This window comes from Nocardia sp. NPDC055050, from assembly GCF_053608345.1.
In genome coordinates, this window is record NZ_JBSGVG010000013.1 from 117,868 (window position 1) to 138,895 (window position 21,028).

Here is a 21,028-nt window from a genome sequence, read left to right on the forward strand (position 1 = left end):
CCATTTTTGGGGCCCGAATTCTGGGCTGTCGGTTGGTTGTTTGTGCATTTGTGGACCGTGAGACTCGACGGATGATCCAAGCCACGACCGTGGATGGGTTGATCGTTCGAGCTGAGGAGCACCACGAGTGCTGGAATTCGATCTATTGGTGATCGGTGGTGGGCCGGGCGGATACGTGGCCGCCATCCGTGCCGCGCAACGCGGCCTGAAGGTCTGCGTGGTGGAGAAGGAACGCCCCGGCGGCGTGTGCCTGAACTGGGGTTGCATTCCCACCAAGGCGATGCTCCGCTCGGCGGAGGTCTTCCAGACTCTCACCACCGCAGCGGAATTCGGCGTTCTCGCCGACAATGTGCGCTACGACTTCGGCGCGGTGCGCCAGCGCAAGGACTCCATCGTCAAAGAACTGACCGACGGTGTAGCCGGCTTGCTGAAGGCCAACGGTGTCACGGTCATCGAGGGTCATGCCCGGTTCGTCGAACCGACTGTCGTGGAGGTCCACGAAGTCGGCGCCTCACCGATCTTCGACGGCGGCCCCCGCTACGCCGCGCCCGCCGGAACGGCGATTCGCCGGGTGAACGCGCGCGATGTGATCGTCGCGACCGGTTCGGTGCCCGCGCGGCTACCGATCCCGGGCGCGGGATTGCCCGGCGTCGTCACCTCCGACGGCGCGTTCGGGCTGACCGAGGTACCGCGACGGTTGGTGGTCATCGGCGGCAGCGCGGTCGGCGCGGAATGGGCCAGTCTGTTCGCCACGTTCGGCAGCCAGGTCACGGTCGTGGAGATGCAGGACCGCCTGGTTCCGTTGGAGGACAAGGAGATCGGCGACGCACTCGGCCGCTCGTTCCGTAAGCGTGGCATCACCGTTCTCACCGGCGCCACCGTCACGGCGATCACCGAGGGCGACGCGCTGCGGGTATCGGTCGGCGGCCCAGCGGCACAGGAACTCGACGCCGATGTCGTCCTCGTCGGCGTCGGGCGACGCCCCAACACCGCCGAACTCGGTCTCGATGTGGCCGGAATCGCCACGGACGCGCGCGGTTTCATCGAGGTCGACGACCGGCTTCGAACCGGGGTAGAGCACGTCTACGCCATCGGCGACGTGACCGGCCGGGCCCTGCTCGCCCATGTCGCCTCCCACCAGGGCATCACCGCGGCCGAGGTGATCGCCGGGCACGACACCCACATCGACTACACGGTCATCCCGGCAGCGACGTTCACCCACCCGGAGATCGCGAGCGTCGGTCTCACAGAGGAGGCCGCTCGCGCGGCGGGCCACGAAGTGATCACCGCCAAATTCCCGTTCGCGGCACTGGGCCGGGCCAAGACCTTCGGCGAGACCGAGGGGTTCATCAAAATCGTGGCGGGGCAAGCGCATCAGGAAGTGCTCGGCGTGCACATCATCGGCCCGTCCGCCAGCGACCTGATCGCCGAGGGCGCGCTGGCGATCTCGCTGGAAGCCACGCTCGACGAGTTGGCCGACACCATCCACGCCCACCCCACACTCGGCGAAATCGGCATGGAGGCGGCCATGGCCGGACTCGGACTGCCGGTACACATCGCGCCACGCAAGCGTTGAGGAGCTCGACATGACCACGACCACCGCGCGGAGCAAGCCCGCCCGCAAGCCGGCCGAAACCACCGCGCCCGCTTCGGATGTCGACTCCGCTGTCGCGGCCGAGAATCCCGAGACCCTGCGTGGTCTCTACCGCGACATGCTGTTCATCCGGCGCTTCGAGGAGCGCACCGCGCAGAGCTACCAGCAGGCCAAGATCGGCGGCTACTGCCATCTCAACCTCGGCGAGGAAGCCACGGTCGTCGGCCTGGGCGCGGCGATGCGCCCCACCGACTACCTGTTCACCAACTATCGCGAACACGGATACGCACTGGCCAAGGGCATCGAACCGGGTCGCGTGATGGCCGAGCTCTACGGCCGCTCCACCGGCACCTCCAAGGGGTGGGGTGGCTCGATGCACATGTACGACACCGCGACCCGGCTGCTGGGCGGCTATGCCATCGTGGGCGGGCAGGTTCCCCTGGCAATCGGCGCGGCGCTGGCTATCGACTACAACGACGGAGACGACGTCGTGGTGTGCCAGATGGGGGAGGGCACCACCAATATCGGCGCCTTCCACGAGTCGCTCAATATCGCGGCGCTGTGGCGGCTGCCGGTGGTGTTCCTGGTGATCAACAACCAGACCGGCATGGGTACCACGGTCGAGAAGTCCTCGGCCGAACCGGATCTGTGGAAGCGCGCCGCCGCCTATCGCATGCGCGGCGAACGAGTGGACGGCACCGATGTGCTGGCCGTGCGCGACCTGGCGAGCGAACTCATCGAAGGTGCCCGCCGGGAAGGCAAACCCGCGCTGCTCGAAGCGGTGAGCTACCGGCTCAAGGGTCACTCGGTGGTCGACCCGGCCAAGTACCGCAGCACCGAAACCGTTGCCACGGTGCGTGAACACGATCCGATCGTGTTGTGGCAGCGGCGTTTGCTCGCCGCCGGTGTGCTCACCGAAGCGTCGCTGGCCGATCTCGACCGCGAGGTGGCCGACGGTGTCGCCGCCGCCGTCGAATTCGCCGACGCGAGCCCGCATCCGGAGCCGTCGAGCCTGTTCGACTACACCTACGCCACCCCGGTGCCGGGCGATTCCCGCCGTCTGCCCGCCGATCCGCTCTTCACCCACTGAGGACTCCCACTGTGCCTGTCATGACCTATCGCGAAGCGCTGCGCGAGACCCTGCGTGAAGAGATGCGACGCGATGACGACGTTTTTCTGATCGGGGAGGAGATCGGCGTCTTCGAAGGCTCCTACAAGATCACCGCCGGTCTGCTCGAAGAGTTCGGCGAGAAGCGAGTACGCGACACCCCCATCGCCGAGGAAGGTTTCGTCGGTGCGGCGATCGGCGCCGCGATGCTCGGATTGCGCCCGGTCGTGGAGATCATGACGATCAACTTCTCGCTGCTGGCGCTGGACCAGATCGTCAACCACGCCGCGAAGATCTACGGCATGTTCGGCGGGCAGACCAATGTGCCCATGGTGATCCGGACTCCCGGTGGCGGCGGCCAGCAACTCGGGGCGACGCATTCGCAGAACATCGAGTTGTACTACGCCTTCGTGCCCGGTCTGAAGGTCGTGGCGCCCAGTACTCCCGCTGATGCGCGGGCGCTGCTCAAGGCCGCGATCGCCGACGACGATCCAGTGTTGTTCCTGGAGAATCTGTCGCTCTATAACACCAAAGGCGAAGTGCCCGAGGATCTTGCGCCTGTCCAGATCGGCAAGGCGGCGGTCACCCGGGAGGGTACCGACATCACGCTGATCGGCTACTCCCGGATGGCCACCGTCGCGACCGAGGTCGCGCAACGTCTTGCCGGCGAGGGAATTTCGGTGGAGGTGATCGACCTGCGCAGCTTGCGTCCGCTCGATCGCGACACCATCGTGGCCTCGGTCCGCAAGACCGGGTGCGCGGTGATCGGCGAGGACGACTGGCTCACCTACGGCATCGGCGCGGAAATCGCGGCCTCCATCTCCGACGGTGCCTTCGACTATCTCGACGCGCCGGTCCGCCGTGTCGCGATGGCCGAGGTCCCGCTGCCGTATGCCAAGCCGCTGGAGAAGCTCGCCTTGCCGTCCGCGGAATCGCTCTATACCGCCGTGACGGAAACCCTGGCCGCTGTCGGCCGGCGGCGCTGAGAACCAGGAACAGGACGGACAAGATCATGCCCGAAATCGTCATGCCCCGGCTCTCCGACACCATGGAGGACGGCGTCGTCTCCGCCTGGCTCAAGCAGGTCGGCGACCAGATCACCCGCGGCGAGATCGTCGCCGAGATCGAAACCGACAAAGCGCTGATGGAACTCGAAGCCTACGACGACGGAGTGCTCGAGAAGATCCTCGCCGAGCCGGGCGTTCGGGTCGCGATCGGTGAGCCGATCGCGATCGTCGGCGACGGCACCACCTCGACGGCGGATTCCGGTGCCGCTGCTGCGGTGACGCAGTCCGGCGCCGTGTCACCCGATACCGGCTCATCGGCCCGCGACGCTGAGCCACAGCGCGCTTCGCACACCGACACCGACACCGACACCGTCTCGGTCTCGCCGAGGGCCGGCGTGGTGAAATCCTCGCCGCTCGCTCGCAAGATCGCCCGCGAGTTGCAGGTCGATATGGACTCCGTCGTGGGCACCGGTCCCGGTGGGCGGGTCACGAAACGAGACGTGGAGGCGGCCCACAGCACTGCGGCGGCCACTGACATCGTGACGCCCTCGCGTGAGGAGAATGTGGTTGCTGTGCAGCCTGTTCCGGCGTCGGGGGAGTTCGAGGAGGTCGCGCTGACCAACATTCAGCGCGTCTCGGCGATCCGGCTCACCGAGAGCAAGCAGCAGGCACCGCACTTCTACCTGACCAGCGCGATCGACGTGACCGAGCTGTTCGCTTTCCGCGCACGGATCAACGCGACCCTGGACGCGGCGGGCGACAGCAAGGTCAGTGTGAACGACCTGCTCGTCAAAGCGGTCGCAGTCGCCCTGCGGAAGGATCCCTCGGTCAATGTCAGTTTTGCGGGCGACAAGCTGTTGCGCCACAACGGAATCCACATCGGCGTCGCGGTAGCGACCCCGGTCGGACTCCTCGTCCCGGTCATCCGTGACGCCGACCGCAAGAGCGTCTCCGAGATCGCGACCGAGAGTCGCGACAAGGCAACCCGCGCCCGCGATCGCAAGCTTCGCGCCGAGGACATGTCAGGCGGCACCTTCACCATCTCCAACCTCGGCATGTTCGGCATCGAACAATTCACCGCGGTGATCAACTCGCCCGAATCCGCGATCCTCGCCGTGGGAGCGGCGGCCGACGAACTCCGCCTCGACAACGGCGAAGTGGTCGCCCGCAAGATCCTTCGCGTCACCATGTCCGCAGACCACCGGGCCATCGACGGCGCGGTCGCAGCCCAATTCCTGGCAACCCTGAAGGAGCTCATCGAAAACCCGCTACGGATCGTGACGTAACAAGGACACTCGGCCTCTGCGGATGGTGCATCTGAGGAGGCCGACTGTCGGCGCTGGATGAGTCGCACGCGAGCCGTACTGGCACGCCATACTATGTGCCGTTAGTCGATGACGACGGGCCTGACGACCCGGATCCTGACCACTACTGGGTTGTCGATATCGTCGACGCGCCCGTTCCTGACCGGTTTACCGAGACCGGTTCCACAAGGGAACTGTAGGTGTTGGCGCCTGGGCTCAACGACCGATGCCGACCGCGGCGCGCCTCGGTGACCAATTACCTAGCGACAGTCTGGTGGAATTTCCAAGCGTCACCGACGATGTCGACGATGTCGGGGTTCGTCGGCGACCATCCGAGCTCACGTTTTGCTAGTTCAGCGGAGGCGTATAGAACCGCAGGATCACCAGGTCGGCGTGGTGCTGTCTCGACTTCGAACTGAGCGGCTGTGACGCGCCGAACGGCGTCGAGGACTTGTTGGTTGGAGAACCCGATTCCATTGCCCAGGTTGTAAATTCGGTGCTCGCCGGAGCCAATGGAATCAAGCGCCAGTAGATGCGCCTGCGCGAGGTCGGTGACGTGGATGTAGTCGCGGATGCAGGTTCCGTCAGGAGTCGGGTAGTCGTCGCCGAAGAGATCGAACTTGTCGCGAAGGCCAGCGGCGGCTTTCAGCGCCAAGGGAATGAGATGGGTTTCAGGAGTGTGGCGTTCGCCGATCATCGAACCGTCAGCGCAGGTATGCGCGCCCGCGACGTTGAAGTAGCGCAGGCTGACGGCACCGAGTTTGCTCGCGCGGGCGATCGAAGCGATAGCTCGGTCGACTGCGAGTTTGGTGTCGCCGTAGGTGTTGACCGGGTTCGTGGGGGCGTTCTCGGTGATCGGAACTGTGTCGGGCTCGCCGTAGACCGCGGCGGTGGAGGAGAACACCAGGCGCGGTATCCCGGCGTCGCGGATGACGTCGAGGAGTGCGAGCGAGGCGCGGGTGTTGTTGTCCCAGTGCCATTCTGGGTGGTTCATCGATTCGCCTGCTGCGATGAGTCCGGCGAAGTGCAGCACTGCGTCGAATCCGGCGTCGGGGGTGAGGACGGCGGCGATGTCGTGTACGCGTAGTCGGTGGAACCGCGCTTCGGCGGGGATCTGCCGGTCGTCGTTGCGGGAGAGGTCGTCGACGACATCGACTTGGTGCCCGGCGTCGAGGAGGAGCCGGGTCACGGTGGCGCCGATGTAGCCGGCGCCGCCGGTGACGAGGATCTTCATGCAGCGACCTGCACTTTCATGGCGAGGAGGTGGTCGTGGATTTCGCGTCGGTGCTTGGCGAAGTAGGAGGCGGGGCCGGGCTGTTGCTGCGTTCCTGCCCAGCCGGTGACTCGTGACCAGGTTGCGCGTTCCACGGTACCGATCCTGTCCAGACGAGGGTTCGAGACCCACGTGCCGGCGACTTCCCGGGCCAGTTCGCTGACTCGCTTCTGGTGGCGGGCGATGATCTGCCCGCTGCTGGTGGTGGCGTATTTGCTCAGTCGCACCGCGTCTGGTCGTGGGCCGCCGAAGGCGAAGTCGAAGCGGTGGAAAGCGTCGTGCACGTAGACCCAGAATCGGGACGGGTCCAGCGGAGGCTGCCGTGGATCGGTCCGCCATGCCAGCTCGGTGCGCATCTGTTCGGCGAGGTGTGGGGCCATGCGGGCGAAGTCGTGGTGGGCGTAGGCGCCGCGTTCCAGCATTGCCGTCGCGCGAAGCACTTTCATGCACAGTCGGTTCACGAGCAGGTGGAATTGGGTGGAGTCCAGGCCGGTCTGCCACCGGTAGTTGAGTCGATACCAGTAGTAGGCCTGGATGTAGTACAGCAGGATCTCGTAGGCGTCGCGGTCGTCGAGTCGCACGGGATTGTGCTCGGGCAGGCCGTGCGGGGTCAGTGGGACGCCGAGGTTCTTGAAGTCGTAGCCCAGTGACGTTGTGACGGTGCGGTAGTCGCGCAGCGGCAGCGTCATCAAATCCACGGTGGGGAAGCGCCTTTCAGCGGTCGTGCGCAATTGGGAAATGAGCGCTGTCGGTGTCTCACCAGAGGAGACATAGAGCAGGTCGAGGTCACTGATGAGTTGGCGCTGGTCGTGGTGATAGCGAATCCAGCTCGGTTCGCCGCGGGCCATCGATCCACCCAGGATGAGCCAGTCGGTGTCGGGCACGTGTTCGCCGAGGGCGAGCAGGTCGTCGGCCACGCGGGCTGCGACCGTCGTCAGCTCCGCTGTGTCGGGGAGACGCCTGGAGATCGTGGCGGCCAAGGATGCTGTGGTGCCGATGGGCTGAGGAGCTGTCGTGGTCATTGCTCAGCTCTCCACAGGAGTGATCGACAACGGAGCGGTACCGGCGGGGACGGGAATTTCCTCGTTGGCCTTCTTGGCTGTCAGGTGTGGGCACAGCGATCCGCAGATCGTGCACGGTGCACCAGTTTTCAATCCGGCGTTGATGAATGCGTTATCGGCCAGCCGTGGGTAGAGCGCGTGGGTGGCTTGCACCTCCCAGTTGTTCGCGCGCCGAGCGACGGAGATGGCACGCTGGCGCCGTACTTCGTCGGTGTTGCCGCGACCCAGTTCGAGCGCGGTGATAGCGACTTTGACGTTGCGTACGGCTTCGGCGGTATCGGAACCGGTGGGCATCAGGTAGTGCTCGACCTGGGTGATGGAGGCGAACATGTCTCCGCCGTGCTGCCCGGCGGTGGCCACGCCGATGGTGTTGACGATCGAGTCGAGGGTGACAGCGTTGTCGATGACCATCGGGCCTGCCAGCCACAATGGCGCGCCACCGAGGGCCTTCTTGTAGGCGGGGATGATTTCGTGGATGCGGTGCAGCGGGATGTGGCCGCCGGTTTCGCACAGGACTTGAACGCCGGCGTCGAGGGCTAGGCGGCGCAGCGTGGCCAGCAACTCGATCTCGCGCCATTTCAGGTCGTCACCGGCATCAGCTGTGGCGCCGGGGCGGAAAATGTCGCCGAGGTCGAGCACCACGCCGCGGCGTCGGCAGATCTCGAGGATGCCGTCGAAGTACTCGTGCAGCGGCGATTCGGTGTTGTGCATGCGCATGTAGCGCGCGATCAGTCCGCCACCGCGGGAGGTGGTGGGCATGATCCGTGTCGACTGCTCACTCATTCGCGCCAGCTCCGGGTTGATCCCGGCGTGGATCAACGCGAAGTCGACACCGGAGTCCAGGCCGAGTTCGAAACGTTCCAAGAATTCGGCACGACCGAGCTTCTTGCGGGGCTGGGCGAACAGGTCATAGGTGAGGCAGCAGCCCAACGGGATTCCCACCACTTCCTTCAGCTCGCGGCGCAGCGCGATGCCCTCGGGGTTGGTGGTCAGGTCGATCACCGCATCGGGTTTGGCGGCCAGGATCACCGACATGCTGTCGACGATCGCGTCGCGATTGGTGTCCTTGGGCCCCAACCCGATCAGCGCCGTCACTTTTCGCCGAGTACCCGCACCGACGAAGATCGGGACAAAGTCCTTGTGATGGCGAGAATCGTTGGAACGCAAGAACACCAGAGTGCCGCCCGTGATGGCGGTCGCGGCCTCGGTGACTGCGATTCCTTCGCGCGCGCAGGTTTCGAGGAACTGTGGATCAGTCGAGTAGTCGAGATCGAGCATGGTGGTACACCTTTCAATCGCTGGATATGGGGGAGGAAAGCTGCAGTGGTCGCGACACGGCTGCCTGGCCGGTACGGAGGTCGCCCCAGTCGATGACGTGGCCGGCGACGATGGTCCATGCTCGGTGCAGCTCGTCGAAGTCGACGGGCGCTCTCGCGTGGAACTTCGCTTCGAATCCGATATACGCGGCCGCCAGTTCATCTAGCGCGGCGCCGTAATCCCGGTCGGGCAACCTGGAGTGGTTCGCGACCCAGGCATCGACCAGTTCAGCGAGTTCAGCTCTGCGCGTATCGATTCGGGCAGTGTTTGCGGGGTTGATGTGGCGGCAACGGTGCAGGTGGGCGAAGGCTTGAGCCCAGCGTGCGATCAGGTGGTCACCAGGAAGGTGTCCGAATGCGCCACGGAAGGCGGAGATCAGCTGGTAGCCGGTTGGCAGTTCGTGCGCGGTGAGAAAAACGTCGACGGTTTCCGCCGCATGGGGGTTGTCGGCAACAGGGGAACTCGGGATAGCCAGGGTGAGGTTGACCCAACCGGCTTCTCTCATCACCCCGACCAGCTTGACTAGATCGGTGAGCGAGTGGCTCGACATGTGCGGCCTCCTGGCGACGCATCCGGCAGTGAAGGGCATCGATCTGGCGGCCTCGCCATGGATTCCCGGGAACAGGTACAGATGAAAAGCGTCGCCCACCAGCGGTATCGGAGGTAACCGCGTAGCGATCGCGTACCGTAGGCGTATCGTGTGCATTTCCGAGATCAGGTGCTGAAAAGTAGGAAGCGGCGATGATGCGAGGGCGGGCTTGGACAGGCTTTGAAGCGGCTGCGCTTCAAGAGGCGATGCGAAAGTCGATTCGAGAGTTCGCCGCCTTACTCGGTGTCGAGACGACCACGGTCAACAACTGGCGCTCTGGCCTGAGCTCCGTGAAACCCAGATCCACGGCGCAAGCAATCCTGGATACGACGTACCGGCAGCGTGCATCTCCAGCGGATAGAGAACGCTTCGAGCAGATCGTGGCGGACGGGGAAGCCGTTTGGCGGGACCGCCATTCAACCGTGCTGCGTCACACCCAGACTGCGATCGCATACACCAACCGCGATGATGACGGGTTGCCGGAGGACGGTGACCAGGCAATCACTACGGATCTGCTCGCGGTCCTAGGTCGCGTCCACAAGCTGAGCCGATCTGTCAATCCCGAGATCATTGACCAGCTGCGAATCAGTACGCACCATGCAATCGCGAACTATGAAACTGTAGATCCTGCCGGACTCGTTCCCGCGTTGAAGCAGCAGCGGGAGTGGCTCGATGGGCTCATCGGTGAATGCAGCCATCCGAAACAGCGCAGCGAGTTGTTCGACATCGCCAGCGAAACTTCGGGACTGCTCGGCTATATCGCCGTCGGAACTGGCCATTATTCGATGGCACGGGCTTACTGTCTGGAGTCTTTCCAGCTGGGGGACAATGCGCAGAACGCTAACCTCACAGCATGGGCGAGTGGGCTGCAAAGCTTCTGTGAGTATTACGCGGGGAGGTACGAACGAGCGTTGGACTATGCTCGAGACGGCCTCGCTCGAGCGGAAGATGGGCCGCAAAGCGTAAGACTAGCGATCAACGGAGTCGCGCGAGCAATGGGAAAGCTAGGCGATGCTGACGGCGTGCGACGCACGGTGGACCGGGCATACGAGCTGGTCACGTGCGAGAGCACCCCGGATGGAGTGCCATTCAGCATCTCTCTGGGAAGCTACAGTGCGGCGCAGGTGGCTGGAAATGCCGCGACATCGTATCTGTCGTTGGCGATGCCGGACAAAGTCGAACAGTATGCGGAGCTCGCATTGGCGGACATGAACAACACGAACTCGCCATGGGGTAGGTCGCTGGTGATGATCGACGTGGCCCGCTCGCATGTCTTGGCCGAAGATGCCGACCTGGATGCTGCAGTGGCGATAATGCACGATGCTCTAGACTCTTCGCCAGACAAGCCTATGGCCCAGGTTCAGCGCCGAGCTTCGGAATTTTTCCGTGACGTGGCCGACAGGTGGGGGGATACCTCGCAGTTGAAGGGCGTCCGGGATGCGCTGGCAAGTAAGGACGGCGAGAAGTGACTGGAAACTCGGACAGCCTGCGACGCCGTCCGCTCGAAAACGGCCCGCTCGGCTACTACTGGTTCTTGACCTTCGATCACGCTTCGGAACTTCATTCGCGGACCAAAGAATGCCAGCAGGCCATCGATCCGGCGTACTTCAAGACCACGCCGCCCGACGGCCTCCACCTGACGTTGGATCGAATTTCACGCCCGTACACGTGCACCTTCGAGCAACGTGCTTCTATTGCGGAAGCCGCGCAGCATGCCTGCCGAGACCTGGCCCCGTTCAGCTTGTCCGTCGATCGGCTGACCAACATTCGTGGTGCGCTCGGCTTTGTGATCTCACCCGCGGCGCCGGTGATGGAGCTTCGCGACACGCTACGAGCCGCAACGATCTCCGTCTTGCCGCACGCGTCGCTGAAGGAATCAACATCGGATCCCCATGTGACGATCGCGTACCCGGTTTTCGAAGGTCTGGAAGAGGTGGCTGCTACGACTGCAGCGACGGCTGGCAGTGCTATCTACGGGTTCGATGTCGTGACCACCGAGGCTGCGCTGGTTTCGCTCGAACTTCGGGACAACTCCTATATATGGGATGTCATCGAACGGATCGAACTGGGTCGGGGCAGTCGAAGCGGTTTGGCTGAAGCGGGGCTCCCGGGCTAGCGCTGTCGACCGCGACAGATGCAGAGAAGATTCATCACGGATACCTGTCACTTACAGGTCTCGGTCCGTTCGCAGGCTCGGCTCGGTGCCGCCGCCACGTGCTCAACGCGAACGCCGGCGAAGAGCAACGGCGGATACAAGCTCATCCCGATCCGGAACGTCCGCGGCGAGATGATCTTTCCGACCAACTTGCTTCCAGGCTTCACTTCCACCCCTGCCGGTCGGCCTCCACACTTCGACGACTCGACATTACCGACGCTCATGATCTTAGTCAGGATTGATACATCAATGATTGACCAAGGACAGATCGACGAGCGACCGCACGAATACGCGACAGTTGACGATTCCGTGTGCACAGACGGTCATTGACCGTATGATCTGACGCCCACAGGACAACCGCATTCAGGGCGAGGCCAAACCTGTCTCTGTCGCCGCCACGGACACCTCGGTTTTTCCTGTGGGTGGTACTTTCCGCCCGCGACCGGGGGCCGTGCACCGCAGATCGGCAGATGGAGATCGGAAACAGCTGTCGGTTGCAGCCGATTGCGCAGCTACTGCGCTGCACTGCAAGGGATTTCGGTGTGTTGTTCGGCACCGGATTTCGTGGTTCACGCTGCGTGTTCGACTCGTTACTCTTCAACTACACGACGTAGTAGAAGAGGTGGGTATGAACGGGCTGCAGAACAAGACGGCGTTGGTCACCGGATCGAGCCGAGGAATCGGACGTGCCATCGCGACCAGGCTCGCGCGCGACGGGGCGCTGGTCGCGGTGCACTACGCGACGAACGAGGACGCGGCGGCGCAGACCGTGGCATCGATCGAGAACGCCGGTGGCAGCGCCTTCCTGGTCCGTGCCGAACTTGGTGAGCCTGATGCGGTTTCGGAACTGTCCGCGGCGCTGGAGATGGAACTCGAAACCCGGACGGGGACGGCGAGATTGGACATTCTGGTGAACAATGCCGCGCACGCCGGGTTCGACGAGATGGCGCCGGAGGAGGTGACGCCGGAGATCTTCGACCGCTTCATCGCGGTCAACGCCAAAGCGCCGTTCTTCCTCGCCCAGCGTGCACTGAAATTGATGTCGTCTGGCGGGCGAATCATCAATATTTCGTCGGGCATCACCAGAACTTCTCATCCCGGTCAAACGGTCTATGCGATCAGCAAAGCCGCGATGGAGCAGATCACGGTGCAACTGGCGCGGCACATCGGCCCCCGGGAGATCACGATCAACACCGTTGCCGCCGGCGTGACGAACAACGGAAGCCTCATCTTCTCGAATCCCCAGGCTGTCGCGGAGATGGCCGCATGGTCGGCCATCGGCAGGGTCGGCGAGGTCACCGACATCGCCGACGTTGTCGGCTTCCTCGCATCCGACGACGCCCGCTGGATCACCGGTGCCTACCTCGACGTTTCCGGCGGTATCCTCGCCGGTCGATGACACGATGACACCGGCCGGCCGTGAGGCCGGTCCGTGTCGCCGGGAGTGATGATTTCTGCAAGTCGATCTGGTTGGTCGCCGACGCTGCCCGCGCTTCACGCCCGCGAGGACCTGCGTGGCCTCGGTCCGACTCCTAGGTGGGGATCGCGGTCGTGACGCGTTCGAAACGCCGTACGACAAACGCATGCGCTACTGGGATCAGTAGCTCAACGGGAATCATCAAGACGTAGAACGCATGCGGTGCTCCCGCGACGGTCCACGCCAGAATCCTGGCCAACCCGCCGAGGAAGAACAGCAACCCCAAAGCATCGATCACTCTTGCCCGGCCGACGACATCGGCCGCCGTCCAGATGAAGGCTGCACCGTAGGCGGCGAAGAGCACGCTGTAGAAACGCAGATCCGACTCCATTGTGGCGTTGACCTCGCCTCCACCGATGTAGGTGGCTTGACCGAACAGCAAGTGCGCCAACGCGATACCGACCACGGCAACACCGAACACTCGCAGCCACACCTGAAACACGCGCATCGTCATCCCCCTTATTTGACAACTGTCGAATAAGGCTACGGTAGCCGTCTCGGGCCGCTCCGGACAAGCCCTACACTGGGCTCGATGCCGCCCCGTCGTATGACCCCGGACGCTCGACGCGTGCAACTACTCGACGTCGGTGAACGGCTCTTCGGTACAGAGCCGTTCGATGACGTGTCGATGGAGCAGATCGCCGCGAGCGCCGGTGTGACCCGGGCGTTGCTGTATCACTACTTCCCGACCAAGGCCGACTTCTTCGCCGCCATCTGGCAGCGCGCCCACGACAGCCTGCGCACCGCCGCGCCCCTGCACACCGCGGCCACGGTGCGCGACGGCTTGATCGCCACACTGAGCGGATACCTCGACTTCTACGCGCGCAACCTGCCCCTGGTCCTGATCGCCAACCGCAGCTCGATCGCTGGATCGCCCATCGTGCGCGAGCCGATCGACGCCACCTTTCGCGCCCTGTGCGCAAGCATCCTCGATGCCACCGGCGCCACCGGACACCACCGCGAACTGGCGCAGGCGGCATTCGCCGGTTGGGTGGCATTCGTCCGCGAAACGACCCTGGCCACCCTCGTGGACCGAATCATCAGTCCCTCGGACAACCTCGCGCTGTGCATCGGCGCCCTCGACGCCACCGTCGGAGCGCACATCGATCTGCACACCGCTTCCCAACGTCGATGAGACCCCGCCCTTCGGGACAACGGTGTTCTGTTCGCATGGCGATGTGCTTCGCGTTCTGGATCGGCGCGCAATCCGCCGACGAAGGTGACGATGATGTTCGACACTTGTCGCTGACCACTCATTTCGGCAGCGAGCTACGAAACGACCTGGGCGACAGTAGCGAAGGGCAAGCCCTCGGGCGCCTGCTGTAGCGCTGTGGTGGTCGTCTCGCGTCGTGCGGCGGCGCCGAGGGCGGCCCGAGGTTGATCGGTGAGACGGCGCGCTGTTCGTCCTCGGTTGCGACGCGTTCAGCGCGGGTTGCCAATTCGTTGGCGTACCGGTTGGCCGCTCGGGCGGCGTCGCGGTGAGTTGATGTGTTTCGCGGTGCTGGCGATGTTCACCGGTCAGCGTCTCGATCCCCACACGTTGCCCACCGCTGGACGGACAGCGCAGTACTTTGTCGAAGTCGGTCGTGCGGCATCGATGAAGCGAAATTATCCAGCTTCGATTCACGCCCTTCTGCGAGCTGAAAATGCTGCACCACAACAGGTTCAGAACATGACCCGTGTTCGTGAGCTTGTTGGGCACATGATGCGCAAAGCGCGGCGCGACCTGATTACTGGCGACTTGGGTCGGCTGGCGCAACGAGTAGGTGTGGTTCCGACGGAGGTGTGCCGATCTGGCCGATGCCTGCGACGATGGTTGTTATGGCTGAGCGAACCCGGGTGTTGTACGCGATCGTGACAGGCGCGACCCCTGCGAGCGATATCGGCGAGTTGGTCAAACTGGCCCAGGCCGACGGATGGGACGTGTGCGTGGTTGCTTCGCCGAATGGTGCCCGTTTCATCGACGCCGCCGCACTGGCGGCCGAGACCGGGCATCCTGTGCGTTCGCAGTTCAAGGAGCCAGGCACCGTCGACCTCCTGCCGCCGGCTGATGCGTTGATCGTCGCGCCGATCACGTCGAACTCGTTGGCCAAGTGGGCTTGCGGGATCGGGGACACGCTTCCCTTGGCGATGCTGGTCGAGGCTGTGGGCGGAGGTCGTCCGGTTGTGGCGGTGCCACATGCAAAGCCAGAGCAGATGGCGTTTCCAGCAATCCGCGAGGCTGTCGACAAGTTGTCCCGGTGGGGCGTGCGCTTCGTCCATATCGACGGAGGACTCGGCACGGTTCCCTGGGGCGCTGCATTGAAGGAATTGGGTCGACCGCGAACCCCGCCCACCGGGTGACCGGCGGTGAGTAGCATCTGCCCATGAGTTCCGGTAAGTCCTCGGTCGTCTTGTTCCATGGCGTCACCATGTCGGCGGCGGCGTGGGAGGACGTCGTTCCGCGCCTGACCGATCATCACGACGTGGTCGCGCTGACAGCGCTCGGGCATCGGGGCGGGCCGGCGGTGCGCGAGCGTCCGGTCAAGGTGCGCGACATCGTCGACGCGGCGGAGCGCATGCTGGACGAGCGGGGTATCGGGAAGGCTCATCTCGCGGGGAACTCGCTCGGCGGGTGGATGGCCATCGAGCTCGCGTTGCGGGGTCGGGCGTTGAGCGTCTGCGCGCTCTCACCTGCCGGGTTCTGGGATGGTGGTGGCCATGGGCAGACCGACGCGGTCAAGAAGCTGCGCCGCTTGGGCGCCCTGGTCCAGCTGTCGCGACCGGTTCAACCGGTGGTCATGCGATCGGCGGTGGTCCGGCGGCTCGCGCTGCGCGATATCGCTTGTCGCGCTGATCGTTTGACACCGGCGCAAGCACTGACAGCGGCCGCCGACCTCATCGGGTGCACGGTCACCGAAGACGTGCTCGACACCAGGGAGCAGATCGCGTCGGTGTCGGAGTTGCCGTGTCCGATCACCCTGGCCTGGTCGGAGAAGGACGCGATCCTGCCGCCGGCGGTCAATGGCCGCATCGCCCGGGAGCGCTTCCCGCGGGCCCGCTTCGAGATCTTGCCGGGCGTCGGCCATGTGCCGATGATCGACGATCCGAAACTGGTCGCGGCGACGATTCTCGCGACGACCGGCGCCGTGCCCACCACGACGGGCGTACCGTCGGCGAGCCTTGACGGCGACCGGTAGGAAGACGGTTAGGCCCCTGCGGCGCCCGCGTTCAGTCGTTCGACTCGAAGTGCTGCTTGAGGTTGCGCAGCGTGCGGCGGATGTTCTTGCGCTGGAATTCCACGAAGGTGTCGCCGCCGGTGGCGATTCGGTCGAAGACCTGAACCGCCACGTCCGGCCATGACTTGCGATCGTCGTGCCAGGTCTCGGTGACCAGGGTGCCACCGTCGTCCGGCTCGAACCGGTAGTCCCAGGTCGCGATACCCGCGCGGATCCATGGCCGCCGGACGCCGATCGCCTCGACGCGGAACGCGAACCGCTTTCCCGGCTCGGCCGCGATCACCACGCAGCGGGTCACCCAGCGAGCACCGCCACGCTTGTTCAACCCTTCGAATTCCATTCCCACATAAGTGGACTCGCGCGGTTGGGCCACCTTGGCGCCACGGTTCTCCGGGCTCCACCGACCCATCAGAGTCGGATCGCTGACCTGCTGATAGATGGACACCGGATCGGCAGCGATGTCGATGCTGTCGAAGACGGTCGTGGTGCGGCTCATGGGCACGAACCTAGCCGACTGTGGTGCCGGCGCCGTAGCTCGGTGATCGCCGCCTCGGCGGACCGAGGACATCTCACAGCATGTCGTCCGAAAAACTATGTCCGATAGTAAATTGAGCGGGCGGCATCCGGTCCGGTGGTGTTGCCGCGGTGGACGAGGGGGAGCGATGAAGGGGCTCGGGGCGCTGGAGAGCCAGGTGATGGCTGTCCTGTGGGAGAGTTCGGCGGCGCTGTCGGTGCATGATCTGGTGGATCGGTGGGACAACGACCAGCGGGTTCCCGCGTACACCACCGTGCTGACCGTGGTGACGCATCTGTGGGAGAAGAAGTGGGTGCGGCGCGAGAAGGTCGGGCGTTCCTATCGATACCGGCCCAGCCGGACCCGGGCCGAGGCGACGACCGATCTGCTGCGCGAGATCCTCGACGCCAGCCCCGACGCTCCCGCGGTGCTGTTGCATCTGGTCCGCACGGCCAGTGCGCCCGAGGTCGAGGCGCTGCGCCGGGGACTCTCCGACGACGAGCGCGGACCATGATCCTGCTGACCGCGTTGCTGGCGGCCGGTATCGCGCTGGCTGTGCTCGCTCCAGCGTTCCTGTCCCGGGTCGATTTCACCGCCGCCCCGGTCGCCGGGTTGGTAGCGTGGCTGGGTGCGCTCGTCGCGACGATCGGCTTTGGGGTGCTGGCCGTGATCGCGTTGGCGTGGCCGGGCGATCCGCCGGGAAATGTGTTGGCGGGCACCGTGGTGCGCAGTCTGGCCGCGGTCGAACCGGCGGTCGTCACCTGGGCGGCGGGGCTGATCATGCCGATCGCCGTGGTCGCCACGATCGTACCGACCGGACAGCTGGCACGGATCGTCGTCGGCTACCGGGGGCGCGGGGCCGCGCTGCGCCGCAAGCATCGGGAGTTGGTCGAGATGGTGGGCCGGGTCGATGGGGCTGGGGCGAAACTGGTGCGGCTCGATCATCCGATTCCGCTGGCGTACAGCGTCGCCGGGCGCGGTGGGTACGTGGTGGTCACCGACGGTCTGCGGAGCTGCCTGACCGAACCGCAGTGGCGTGCGGTACTCGCGCACGAACACGCGCATCTGCGCGGGTTCCATCACCACATTCTCGGCATCTGTCAGGTTCTCGCCCAGGCCTTTTCGTGGATTCCGCTCTTCGCCGCGGCCCCGGTCGCCGTTGCCACCTTGGTCGAATTCGCCGCCGATCGGTCGGCCGCGGCCTCGACCGATTCGCGGGCGCTGTCCGGGGCGCTGCATACCGTCGCCTCCCGCATGCCGTCGATCCCGGGCACGCCGCTGCGGTTGATAGATGACTCGCTGTCGATGCGTCTCGAGTGCCTGGCGGCCGCGCCGGAGTCTCGTGCCGTCGCACGCCGAACGGCGATCACGATGCTGGTCGCCATGATGCTGCTCGCGCCTGCGGCGGCGGTGGCCGTGGTCGGTGTGAGTGCGGCACTGGTGAGCGCGCTGGTGGTCTGAGAACCCGCCACGAAAAACTATGTTCCATAGTATTTTGACCGAGAAAGGTGAAATACCTCTAGTTCAGAATTGAGAAGTCTTGCGTTCCACCATCTCCCGTCAGGGACCAGCAGGTTCGACGTACCTACCGATACTCGCCGTTACCCTGATCGCCACAGGTCTCGCGGTGCCGGGGCACGCCACCGCTGATCCGGGACAGACCCGCTATTCGCTGGTCGACGGCTGCTACCGAATCGACACGCCGACAGGGCCGTTGGTCCCGGGAGCCGGGCCGTACCGGATGCGGGCGACAGCGCTCGGCGAATACCTGCTCTACGGTCGCAACGGCGACGTCCTGGCAGCCGGACAGGGGGCGATCAGCCCCGCGAAGAACCCGACGCCGTCGGCGGTATGGAAGGTGGACGGCACCGGTGCGAGCGGATTCGTTCTCAGCAACACCGAAACCGCGACCAGCACGCCCGCCACGTTCGTCCAGGACACCGGGTGCGCGGACTTCCCCGAGGCGCAGACCGGCGCCCAGGGAACTCCGGGCCCCAGCGTCGGCGCCGACGGTGCGGTCGTGGGCGCCATCGACGCGCACGCGCACGTCACCGCCTACGAATTCATGGGCGGCAACTTTCACTGCGGCCGCCCGTGGCACCCGTACGGAGTGAGCTACGCGTTGCCCGATTGCGCGCAGTACCGCACCGGCACCAACGGTGTGATCGCCGACTTCCTCGACCACGGCGAACCGTTCCACGCCTCCGACACCCGAGGCTGGCCTACCTTCCGCGACTGGCCGAAGCCGTCGGTTCTCACCGCCGAAGGCACCTACTGGACCAGCATCGAGCGCTCGTGGAAGGCGGGCCTGCGCGTGATGACCGTCGACCTGGTGGACAACGAATCACTGTGCGCCATGATGACCGATCGCCGAAACCCCTGTGACGACATGACTTCGGTGCGCAGGCAGGCCGACAGCCTGCGGGCGTTGCAGGACTACATCGACGCCCAGGCCGGTGGGCCCGGGCAGGGCTTCTTCCGCATCGTCACCGATCCGGCCCGAGCACGCCACGTCGCCGCGTCCGGCAAGCTCGCCGTGGTCCTCGGCATGGAGTTGTCCGACCCGATGGGGTGTGGCGTGTTCCTCGGGCAACCGGAGTGCAGCCGAGCCGACGTCGACCGCTGGCTCACCGAACTTCGCGCCATCGGCGTGAGCAGCTTCTTCCCGGTACACAAGTTCGACAACGCGTTCGGTGGCACGAAAATGGATCACGATGTCACCGGCCTGCTGGTGAACGCGGGCAACTTCATGCAGACCGGCACGTTCTGGAACGTCCAGCCCTGTCCCGGACCCGAACAGGACAGCACCCAGCTCTCGGTGCCGCTCGCCGGTCATATCAACCAGTTCATCGCCGATCTCACCGGCCCGCTGCTCGGCGGCGCACCACTGCCGCTGTACGCGGCGGGATCTCACTGCAATGCGCGCGGGCTGACCGACCTCGGCGAGTACCTGATCAACGCGATGATCGACCACGGTTTTCTCATCGAGATAGATCACCTCAGCGAAGCCACCGCCGAGGAAGTCATGACGATCATCGAAAAGCGTGGCTACCCCGGTGTGCTGTCCTCACACGGCTGGGACTCGCCCACCACCACCGAACGAGTCTATGCGGCAGGCGGTTTCGCGACTCCCTATGCCGGTGGGCCCGCGAGCTTCGTCCAAGCCTGGCGGGAAGCCCGCGTGCTGCCCCGGCCCGGCGCGGAGTTCGGTTTCGGCTTCGGTTCGGATATGAACGGCATCGCCGGCCAGGGCGGCCCGCTCGGACCCGGCACCATCCGATATCCCTTCGTCTCCCACGACGGCGCGGTGACATTCGACAGGGAACGATGGGGCGAGCGCACCTTCGACATCAACACCGACGGCACCGCGACCTACGGAACCTACGCCGACTGGCTCGAAGCGGTCCGTGTTCTCGGCGGCCCGGAGATCATGGCCGACGTCTTTCGCGGTGCCGAGGTCTACCTGCGCCTCTGGGACGAGGTCAGGTCATGACGCGCCCAGGTGCTACTGACCCTGGTGCGCGGCGTCGAGGAGCGGCTGCCCGATGACACCCATCGCCTGCGACGCGCCACCGAGGACCCACCCGCCGTCAGCGGGAAGCACAACACCGGAGACGTAGTCGGCCAGCGGGGAAGCGAGGAAGCGGCAGACGTTGGCGACGTCGCGGGGGGTGCCGTAGCGGCGCAGCGGGACGCTGCCGGTGACCAGGGCCCGGTCCTGGTCGGTCGGGGCCAGCCTGGCCATGCCCTCGGTGCCATCGATCGGGCCCGGGATCACACCGTTGACGCGGATGCCGAACGGGCCCCATTCCATCGCCAGGACCTTGGTGAGCATGTCGACGCCGGCCTTGGCCGCACACACGTGCGCCTGGGTGATCGTCGGCAGCTCCGACTGCGGTGCCGAGATGTTGATGACGGAGGCGCCGGGCTTGCGCAGGAACTGGTAACTCGCGCGCAGGACGTTGTAGGTGCCGAGCAGGTCGATGTCGACGACCGACTTGAATCCGTTGGCGGACATGCCGACGGCGGCGGCGGGGAAGTTGCCTGCCGCACCGGAGATCATGACGTCGAAGTCGCCGAACTGCTCGTGCACCGATCGCAGGACGGCTTCGGTCGCGCTGTAGTCGCGGACATCGGCGCTCCCACCGAAGGCTTCGGCCCCGAGCTCGCGCAGCCGTTCGACGGCCGCGTCGACCTTGTCCGCGGAGCGGCTGAGCACCGCCACGCGAGCACCGGCCCGCGCGAAGTCCTCGGCCACACCGAGATTGATGCCGCTGGTGCCGCCCGCGACGACGACGACCTTGTCGGCAAGGTCGATCTTCTGGATGAATTCTGACGCCATGCCGGGCAGACTATCAGTAGTACGAACTATTATCTGTAGCGATTATCGGTGATGATGGCTGCCGATGAC

At 65.0% G+C, this 21,028-nt stretch carries 21 protein-coding genes; 14 read left to right on the forward strand and 7 right to left on the reverse strand.

Going from position 1 to position 21,028, the window contains the following annotated elements:
* The first annotated feature begins 127 nt into the window (after nt 1-127).
* Genes lpdA through ACWGCN_RS16285 form a run of 4 tightly spaced genes read left to right on the forward strand, consistent with a single transcriptional unit; the run spans nt 128 to nt 4,995 of the window.
* A complete protein-coding gene (lpdA, locus tag ACWGCN_RS16270) occupies nt 128-1,576 on the forward strand; it encodes a dihydrolipoyl dehydrogenase (RefSeq protein WP_452457357.1) in 1,449 nt (482 codons plus the stop codon).
* Between the two features lie 10 nt (nt 1,577-1,586).
* A complete protein-coding gene (gene pdhA, locus ACWGCN_RS16275) occupies nt 1,587-2,684 on the forward strand; it encodes a pyruvate dehydrogenase (acetyl-transferring) E1 component subunit alpha (protein ID WP_452457356.1) in 1,098 nt (365 codons plus the stop codon).
* A gap of 20 nt (nt 2,685-2,704) precedes the next feature.
* Nucleotides 2,705-3,688 (forward strand): alpha-ketoacid dehydrogenase subunit beta, encoded by a 984-nt coding sequence (locus ACWGCN_RS16280; protein WP_452457355.1) that lies wholly within the window; start codon nt 2,705-2,707, stop codon nt 3,686-3,688.
* Nucleotides 3,689-3,714: 26 nt separating this feature from the next.
* Nucleotides 3,715-4,995, forward strand: a complete 1,281-nt coding sequence (locus ACWGCN_RS16285) for a dihydrolipoamide acetyltransferase family protein (protein WP_452457354.1) — start codon at nt 3,715-3,717, stop codon at nt 4,993-4,995.
* 274 nt (nt 4,996-5,269) lie between these two features.
* Here ACWGCN_RS16285 and galE read toward each other — a convergent pair whose 3' ends face one another.
* The 4 genes from galE to ACWGCN_RS16305 are packed head-to-tail and all read right to left on the reverse strand — an operon-like array spanning nt 5,270 to nt 9,313.
* Complete coding sequence (gene galE / locus ACWGCN_RS16290; RefSeq protein ID WP_452457353.1) at nt 5,270-6,247, reverse strand: UDP-glucose 4-epimerase GalE; 978 nt, start codon at nt 6,245-6,247, stop codon at nt 5,270-5,272.
* Nucleotides 6,244-7,308, reverse strand: a complete 1,065-nt coding sequence (locus ACWGCN_RS16295; RefSeq protein WP_452457352.1) for a hypothetical protein — start codon at nt 7,306-7,308, stop codon at nt 6,244-6,246. The genes galE and ACWGCN_RS16295 overlap by 4 nt, the downstream gene beginning before the upstream one ends.
* Before the next feature lie 3 nt (nt 7,309-7,311).
* A complete protein-coding gene (locus ACWGCN_RS16300; protein WP_452457351.1) occupies nt 7,312-8,625 on the reverse strand; it encodes a phosphomethylpyrimidine synthase ThiC in 1,314 nt (437 codons plus the stop codon).
* A 13-nt stretch (nt 8,626-8,638) separates the two neighbouring features.
* Complete coding sequence (locus ACWGCN_RS16305; protein ID WP_452457350.1) at nt 8,639-9,313, reverse strand: hypothetical protein; 675 nt, start codon at nt 9,311-9,313, stop codon at nt 8,639-8,641.
* 92 nt (nt 9,314-9,405) lie between these two features.
* On the opposite strand from ACWGCN_RS16305, the gene ACWGCN_RS16310 reads away from it, so the two are divergent.
* From ACWGCN_RS16310 to ACWGCN_RS16320, 3 genes are all read left to right on the forward strand, one after another.
* On the forward strand, nt 9,406-10,722 hold the full coding sequence (locus ACWGCN_RS16310) for a helix-turn-helix domain-containing protein (RefSeq protein WP_452457349.1): 1,317 nt from the start codon (nt 9,406-9,408) through the stop codon (nt 10,720-10,722).
* Entirely contained in the window at nt 10,719-11,369 is a 651-nt protein-coding gene (locus ACWGCN_RS16315; protein WP_387446917.1) for a 2'-5' RNA ligase family protein, read from the forward strand. Before ACWGCN_RS16310 ends, ACWGCN_RS16315 begins: the two co-directional genes overlap by 4 nt.
* Nucleotides 11,370-11,859: 490 nt before the next feature.
* Entirely contained in the window at nt 11,860-12,807 is a 948-nt protein-coding gene (locus ACWGCN_RS16320) for an SDR family oxidoreductase (RefSeq protein ID WP_452457348.1), read from the forward strand.
* A 133-nt stretch (nt 12,808-12,940) separates the two neighbouring features.
* Here the strand turns inward: ACWGCN_RS16320 and ACWGCN_RS16325 are convergent, their stop codons facing one another.
* On the reverse strand, nt 12,941-13,339 hold the full coding sequence (locus tag ACWGCN_RS16325) for a DUF4345 domain-containing protein (RefSeq protein WP_387446924.1): 399 nt from the start codon (nt 13,337-13,339) through the stop codon (nt 12,941-12,943).
* A gap of 78 nt (nt 13,340-13,417) precedes the next feature.
* Between ACWGCN_RS16325 and ACWGCN_RS16330 the strand changes: the two genes are divergently transcribed.
* From ACWGCN_RS16330 to ACWGCN_RS16345, 4 genes are all read left to right on the forward strand, one after another.
* Nucleotides 13,418-14,020 (forward strand): TetR/AcrR family transcriptional regulator, encoded by a 603-nt coding sequence (locus tag ACWGCN_RS16330; RefSeq protein ID WP_452457347.1) that lies wholly within the window; start codon nt 13,418-13,420, stop codon nt 14,018-14,020.
* Between the two features lie 35 nt (nt 14,021-14,055).
* Nucleotides 14,056-14,211, forward strand: coding sequence for a hypothetical protein (locus ACWGCN_RS16335; protein ID WP_452457346.1), 156 nt, complete (start codon nt 14,056-14,058; stop codon nt 14,209-14,211).
* 495 nt (nt 14,212-14,706) lie between these two features.
* Complete coding sequence (locus tag ACWGCN_RS16340; RefSeq protein ID WP_387446928.1) at nt 14,707-15,228, forward strand: flavoprotein; 522 nt, start codon at nt 14,707-14,709, stop codon at nt 15,226-15,228.
* 23 nt (nt 15,229-15,251) lie between these two features.
* On the forward strand, nt 15,252-16,064 hold the full coding sequence (locus ACWGCN_RS16345; protein ID WP_452457345.1) for an alpha/beta fold hydrolase: 813 nt from the start codon (nt 15,252-15,254) through the stop codon (nt 16,062-16,064).
* Between the two features lie 31 nt (nt 16,065-16,095).
* Here ACWGCN_RS16345 and ACWGCN_RS16350 read toward each other — a convergent pair whose 3' ends face one another.
* On the reverse strand, nt 16,096-16,599 hold the full coding sequence (locus ACWGCN_RS16350; RefSeq protein ID WP_452457344.1) for an SRPBCC family protein: 504 nt from the start codon (nt 16,597-16,599) through the stop codon (nt 16,096-16,098).
* 166 nt (nt 16,600-16,765) lie between these two features.
* Between ACWGCN_RS16350 and ACWGCN_RS16355 the strand changes: the two genes are divergently transcribed.
* The 3 genes from ACWGCN_RS16355 to ACWGCN_RS16365 all read left to right on the forward strand — a co-directional run bounded on the left by ACWGCN_RS16355 (nt 16,766) and on the right by ACWGCN_RS16365 (nt 20,110).
* Nucleotides 16,766-17,131 carry a BlaI/MecI/CopY family transcriptional regulator gene (locus tag ACWGCN_RS16355; protein ID WP_449960825.1) on the forward strand — a complete coding sequence of 122 codons (366 nt, stop codon included), beginning with the start codon at nt 16,766-16,768 and terminating at the stop codon, nt 17,129-17,131.
* Nucleotides 17,128-18,078: a M56 family metallopeptidase gene (locus ACWGCN_RS16360; protein ID WP_452457343.1), complete on the forward strand. Its 951-nt coding sequence runs from the start codon at nt 17,128-17,130 to the stop codon at nt 18,076-18,078. The genes ACWGCN_RS16355 and ACWGCN_RS16360 overlap by 4 nt, the downstream gene beginning before the upstream one ends.
* A gap of 166 nt (nt 18,079-18,244) precedes the next feature.
* Entirely contained in the window at nt 18,245-20,110 is a 1,866-nt protein-coding gene (locus tag ACWGCN_RS16365; RefSeq protein WP_452529045.1) for a peptidase, read from the forward strand.
* Between the two features lie 12 nt (nt 20,111-20,122).
* On the opposite strand, the gene ACWGCN_RS16370 is transcribed toward ACWGCN_RS16365, so the two are convergent.
* Nucleotides 20,123-20,959 carry an SDR family oxidoreductase gene (locus ACWGCN_RS16370; RefSeq protein WP_452457341.1) on the reverse strand — a complete coding sequence of 279 codons (837 nt, stop codon included), beginning with the start codon at nt 20,957-20,959 and terminating at the stop codon, nt 20,123-20,125.
* Nucleotides 20,960-21,028: the final 69 nt, after the last annotated feature.

Bases quoted from the DNA above. Each gene is read 5' to 3' on its own strand.
- ACWGCN_RS16295 (WP_452457352.1), bottom strand. From the start codon at position 7,308: ATGACCACGACAGCTCCTCAGCCCATCGGCACCACAGCATCCTTGGCC.
- ACWGCN_RS16345 (WP_452457345.1), top strand. From the start codon at position 15,252: ATGAGTTCCGGTAAGTCCTCGGTCGTCTTGTTCCATGGCGTCACCATG.
- ACWGCN_RS16285 (WP_452457354.1), top strand. From the start codon at position 3,715: ATGCCCGAAATCGTCATGCCCCGGCTCTCCGACACCATGGAGGACGGC.
- ACWGCN_RS16330 (WP_452457347.1), top strand. From the start codon at position 13,418: ATGCCGCCCCGTCGTATGACCCCGGACGCTCGACGCGTGCAACTACTC.
- ACWGCN_RS16335 (WP_452457346.1), top strand. From the start codon at position 14,056: ATGGCGATGTGCTTCGCGTTCTGGATCGGCGCGCAATCCGCCGACGAA.
- ACWGCN_RS16360 (WP_452457343.1), top strand. From the start codon at position 17,128: ATGATCCTGCTGACCGCGTTGCTGGCGGCCGGTATCGCGCTGGCTGTG.
- ACWGCN_RS16370 (WP_452457341.1), bottom strand. From the start codon at position 20,959: ATGGCGTCAGAATTCATCCAGAAGATCGACCTTGCCGACAAGGTCGTC.
- pdhA (WP_452457356.1), top strand. From the start codon at position 1,587: ATGACCACGACCACCGCGCGGAGCAAGCCCGCCCGCAAGCCGGCCGAA.
- ACWGCN_RS16350 (WP_452457344.1), bottom strand. From the start codon at position 16,599: ATGAGCCGCACCACGACCGTCTTCGACAGCATCGACATCGCTGCCGAT.
- ACWGCN_RS16355 (WP_449960825.1), top strand. From the start codon at position 16,766: ATGAAGGGGCTCGGGGCGCTGGAGAGCCAGGTGATGGCTGTCCTGTGG.
- ACWGCN_RS16310 (WP_452457349.1), top strand. From the start codon at position 9,406: ATGATGCGAGGGCGGGCTTGGACAGGCTTTGAAGCGGCTGCGCTTCAA.
- ACWGCN_RS16340 (WP_387446928.1), top strand. From the start codon at position 14,707: ATGGCTGAGCGAACCCGGGTGTTGTACGCGATCGTGACAGGCGCGACC.
- ACWGCN_RS16280 (WP_452457355.1), top strand. From the start codon at position 2,705: ATGACCTATCGCGAAGCGCTGCGCGAGACCCTGCGTGAAGAGATGCGA.
- ACWGCN_RS16300 (WP_452457351.1), bottom strand. From the start codon at position 8,625: ATGCTCGATCTCGACTACTCGACTGATCCACAGTTCCTCGAAACCTGC.
- galE (WP_452457353.1), bottom strand. From the start codon at position 6,247: ATGAAGATCCTCGTCACCGGCGGCGCCGGCTACATCGGCGCCACCGTG.
- ACWGCN_RS16325 (WP_387446924.1), bottom strand. From the start codon at position 13,339: ATGACGATGCGCGTGTTTCAGGTGTGGCTGCGAGTGTTCGGTGTTGCC.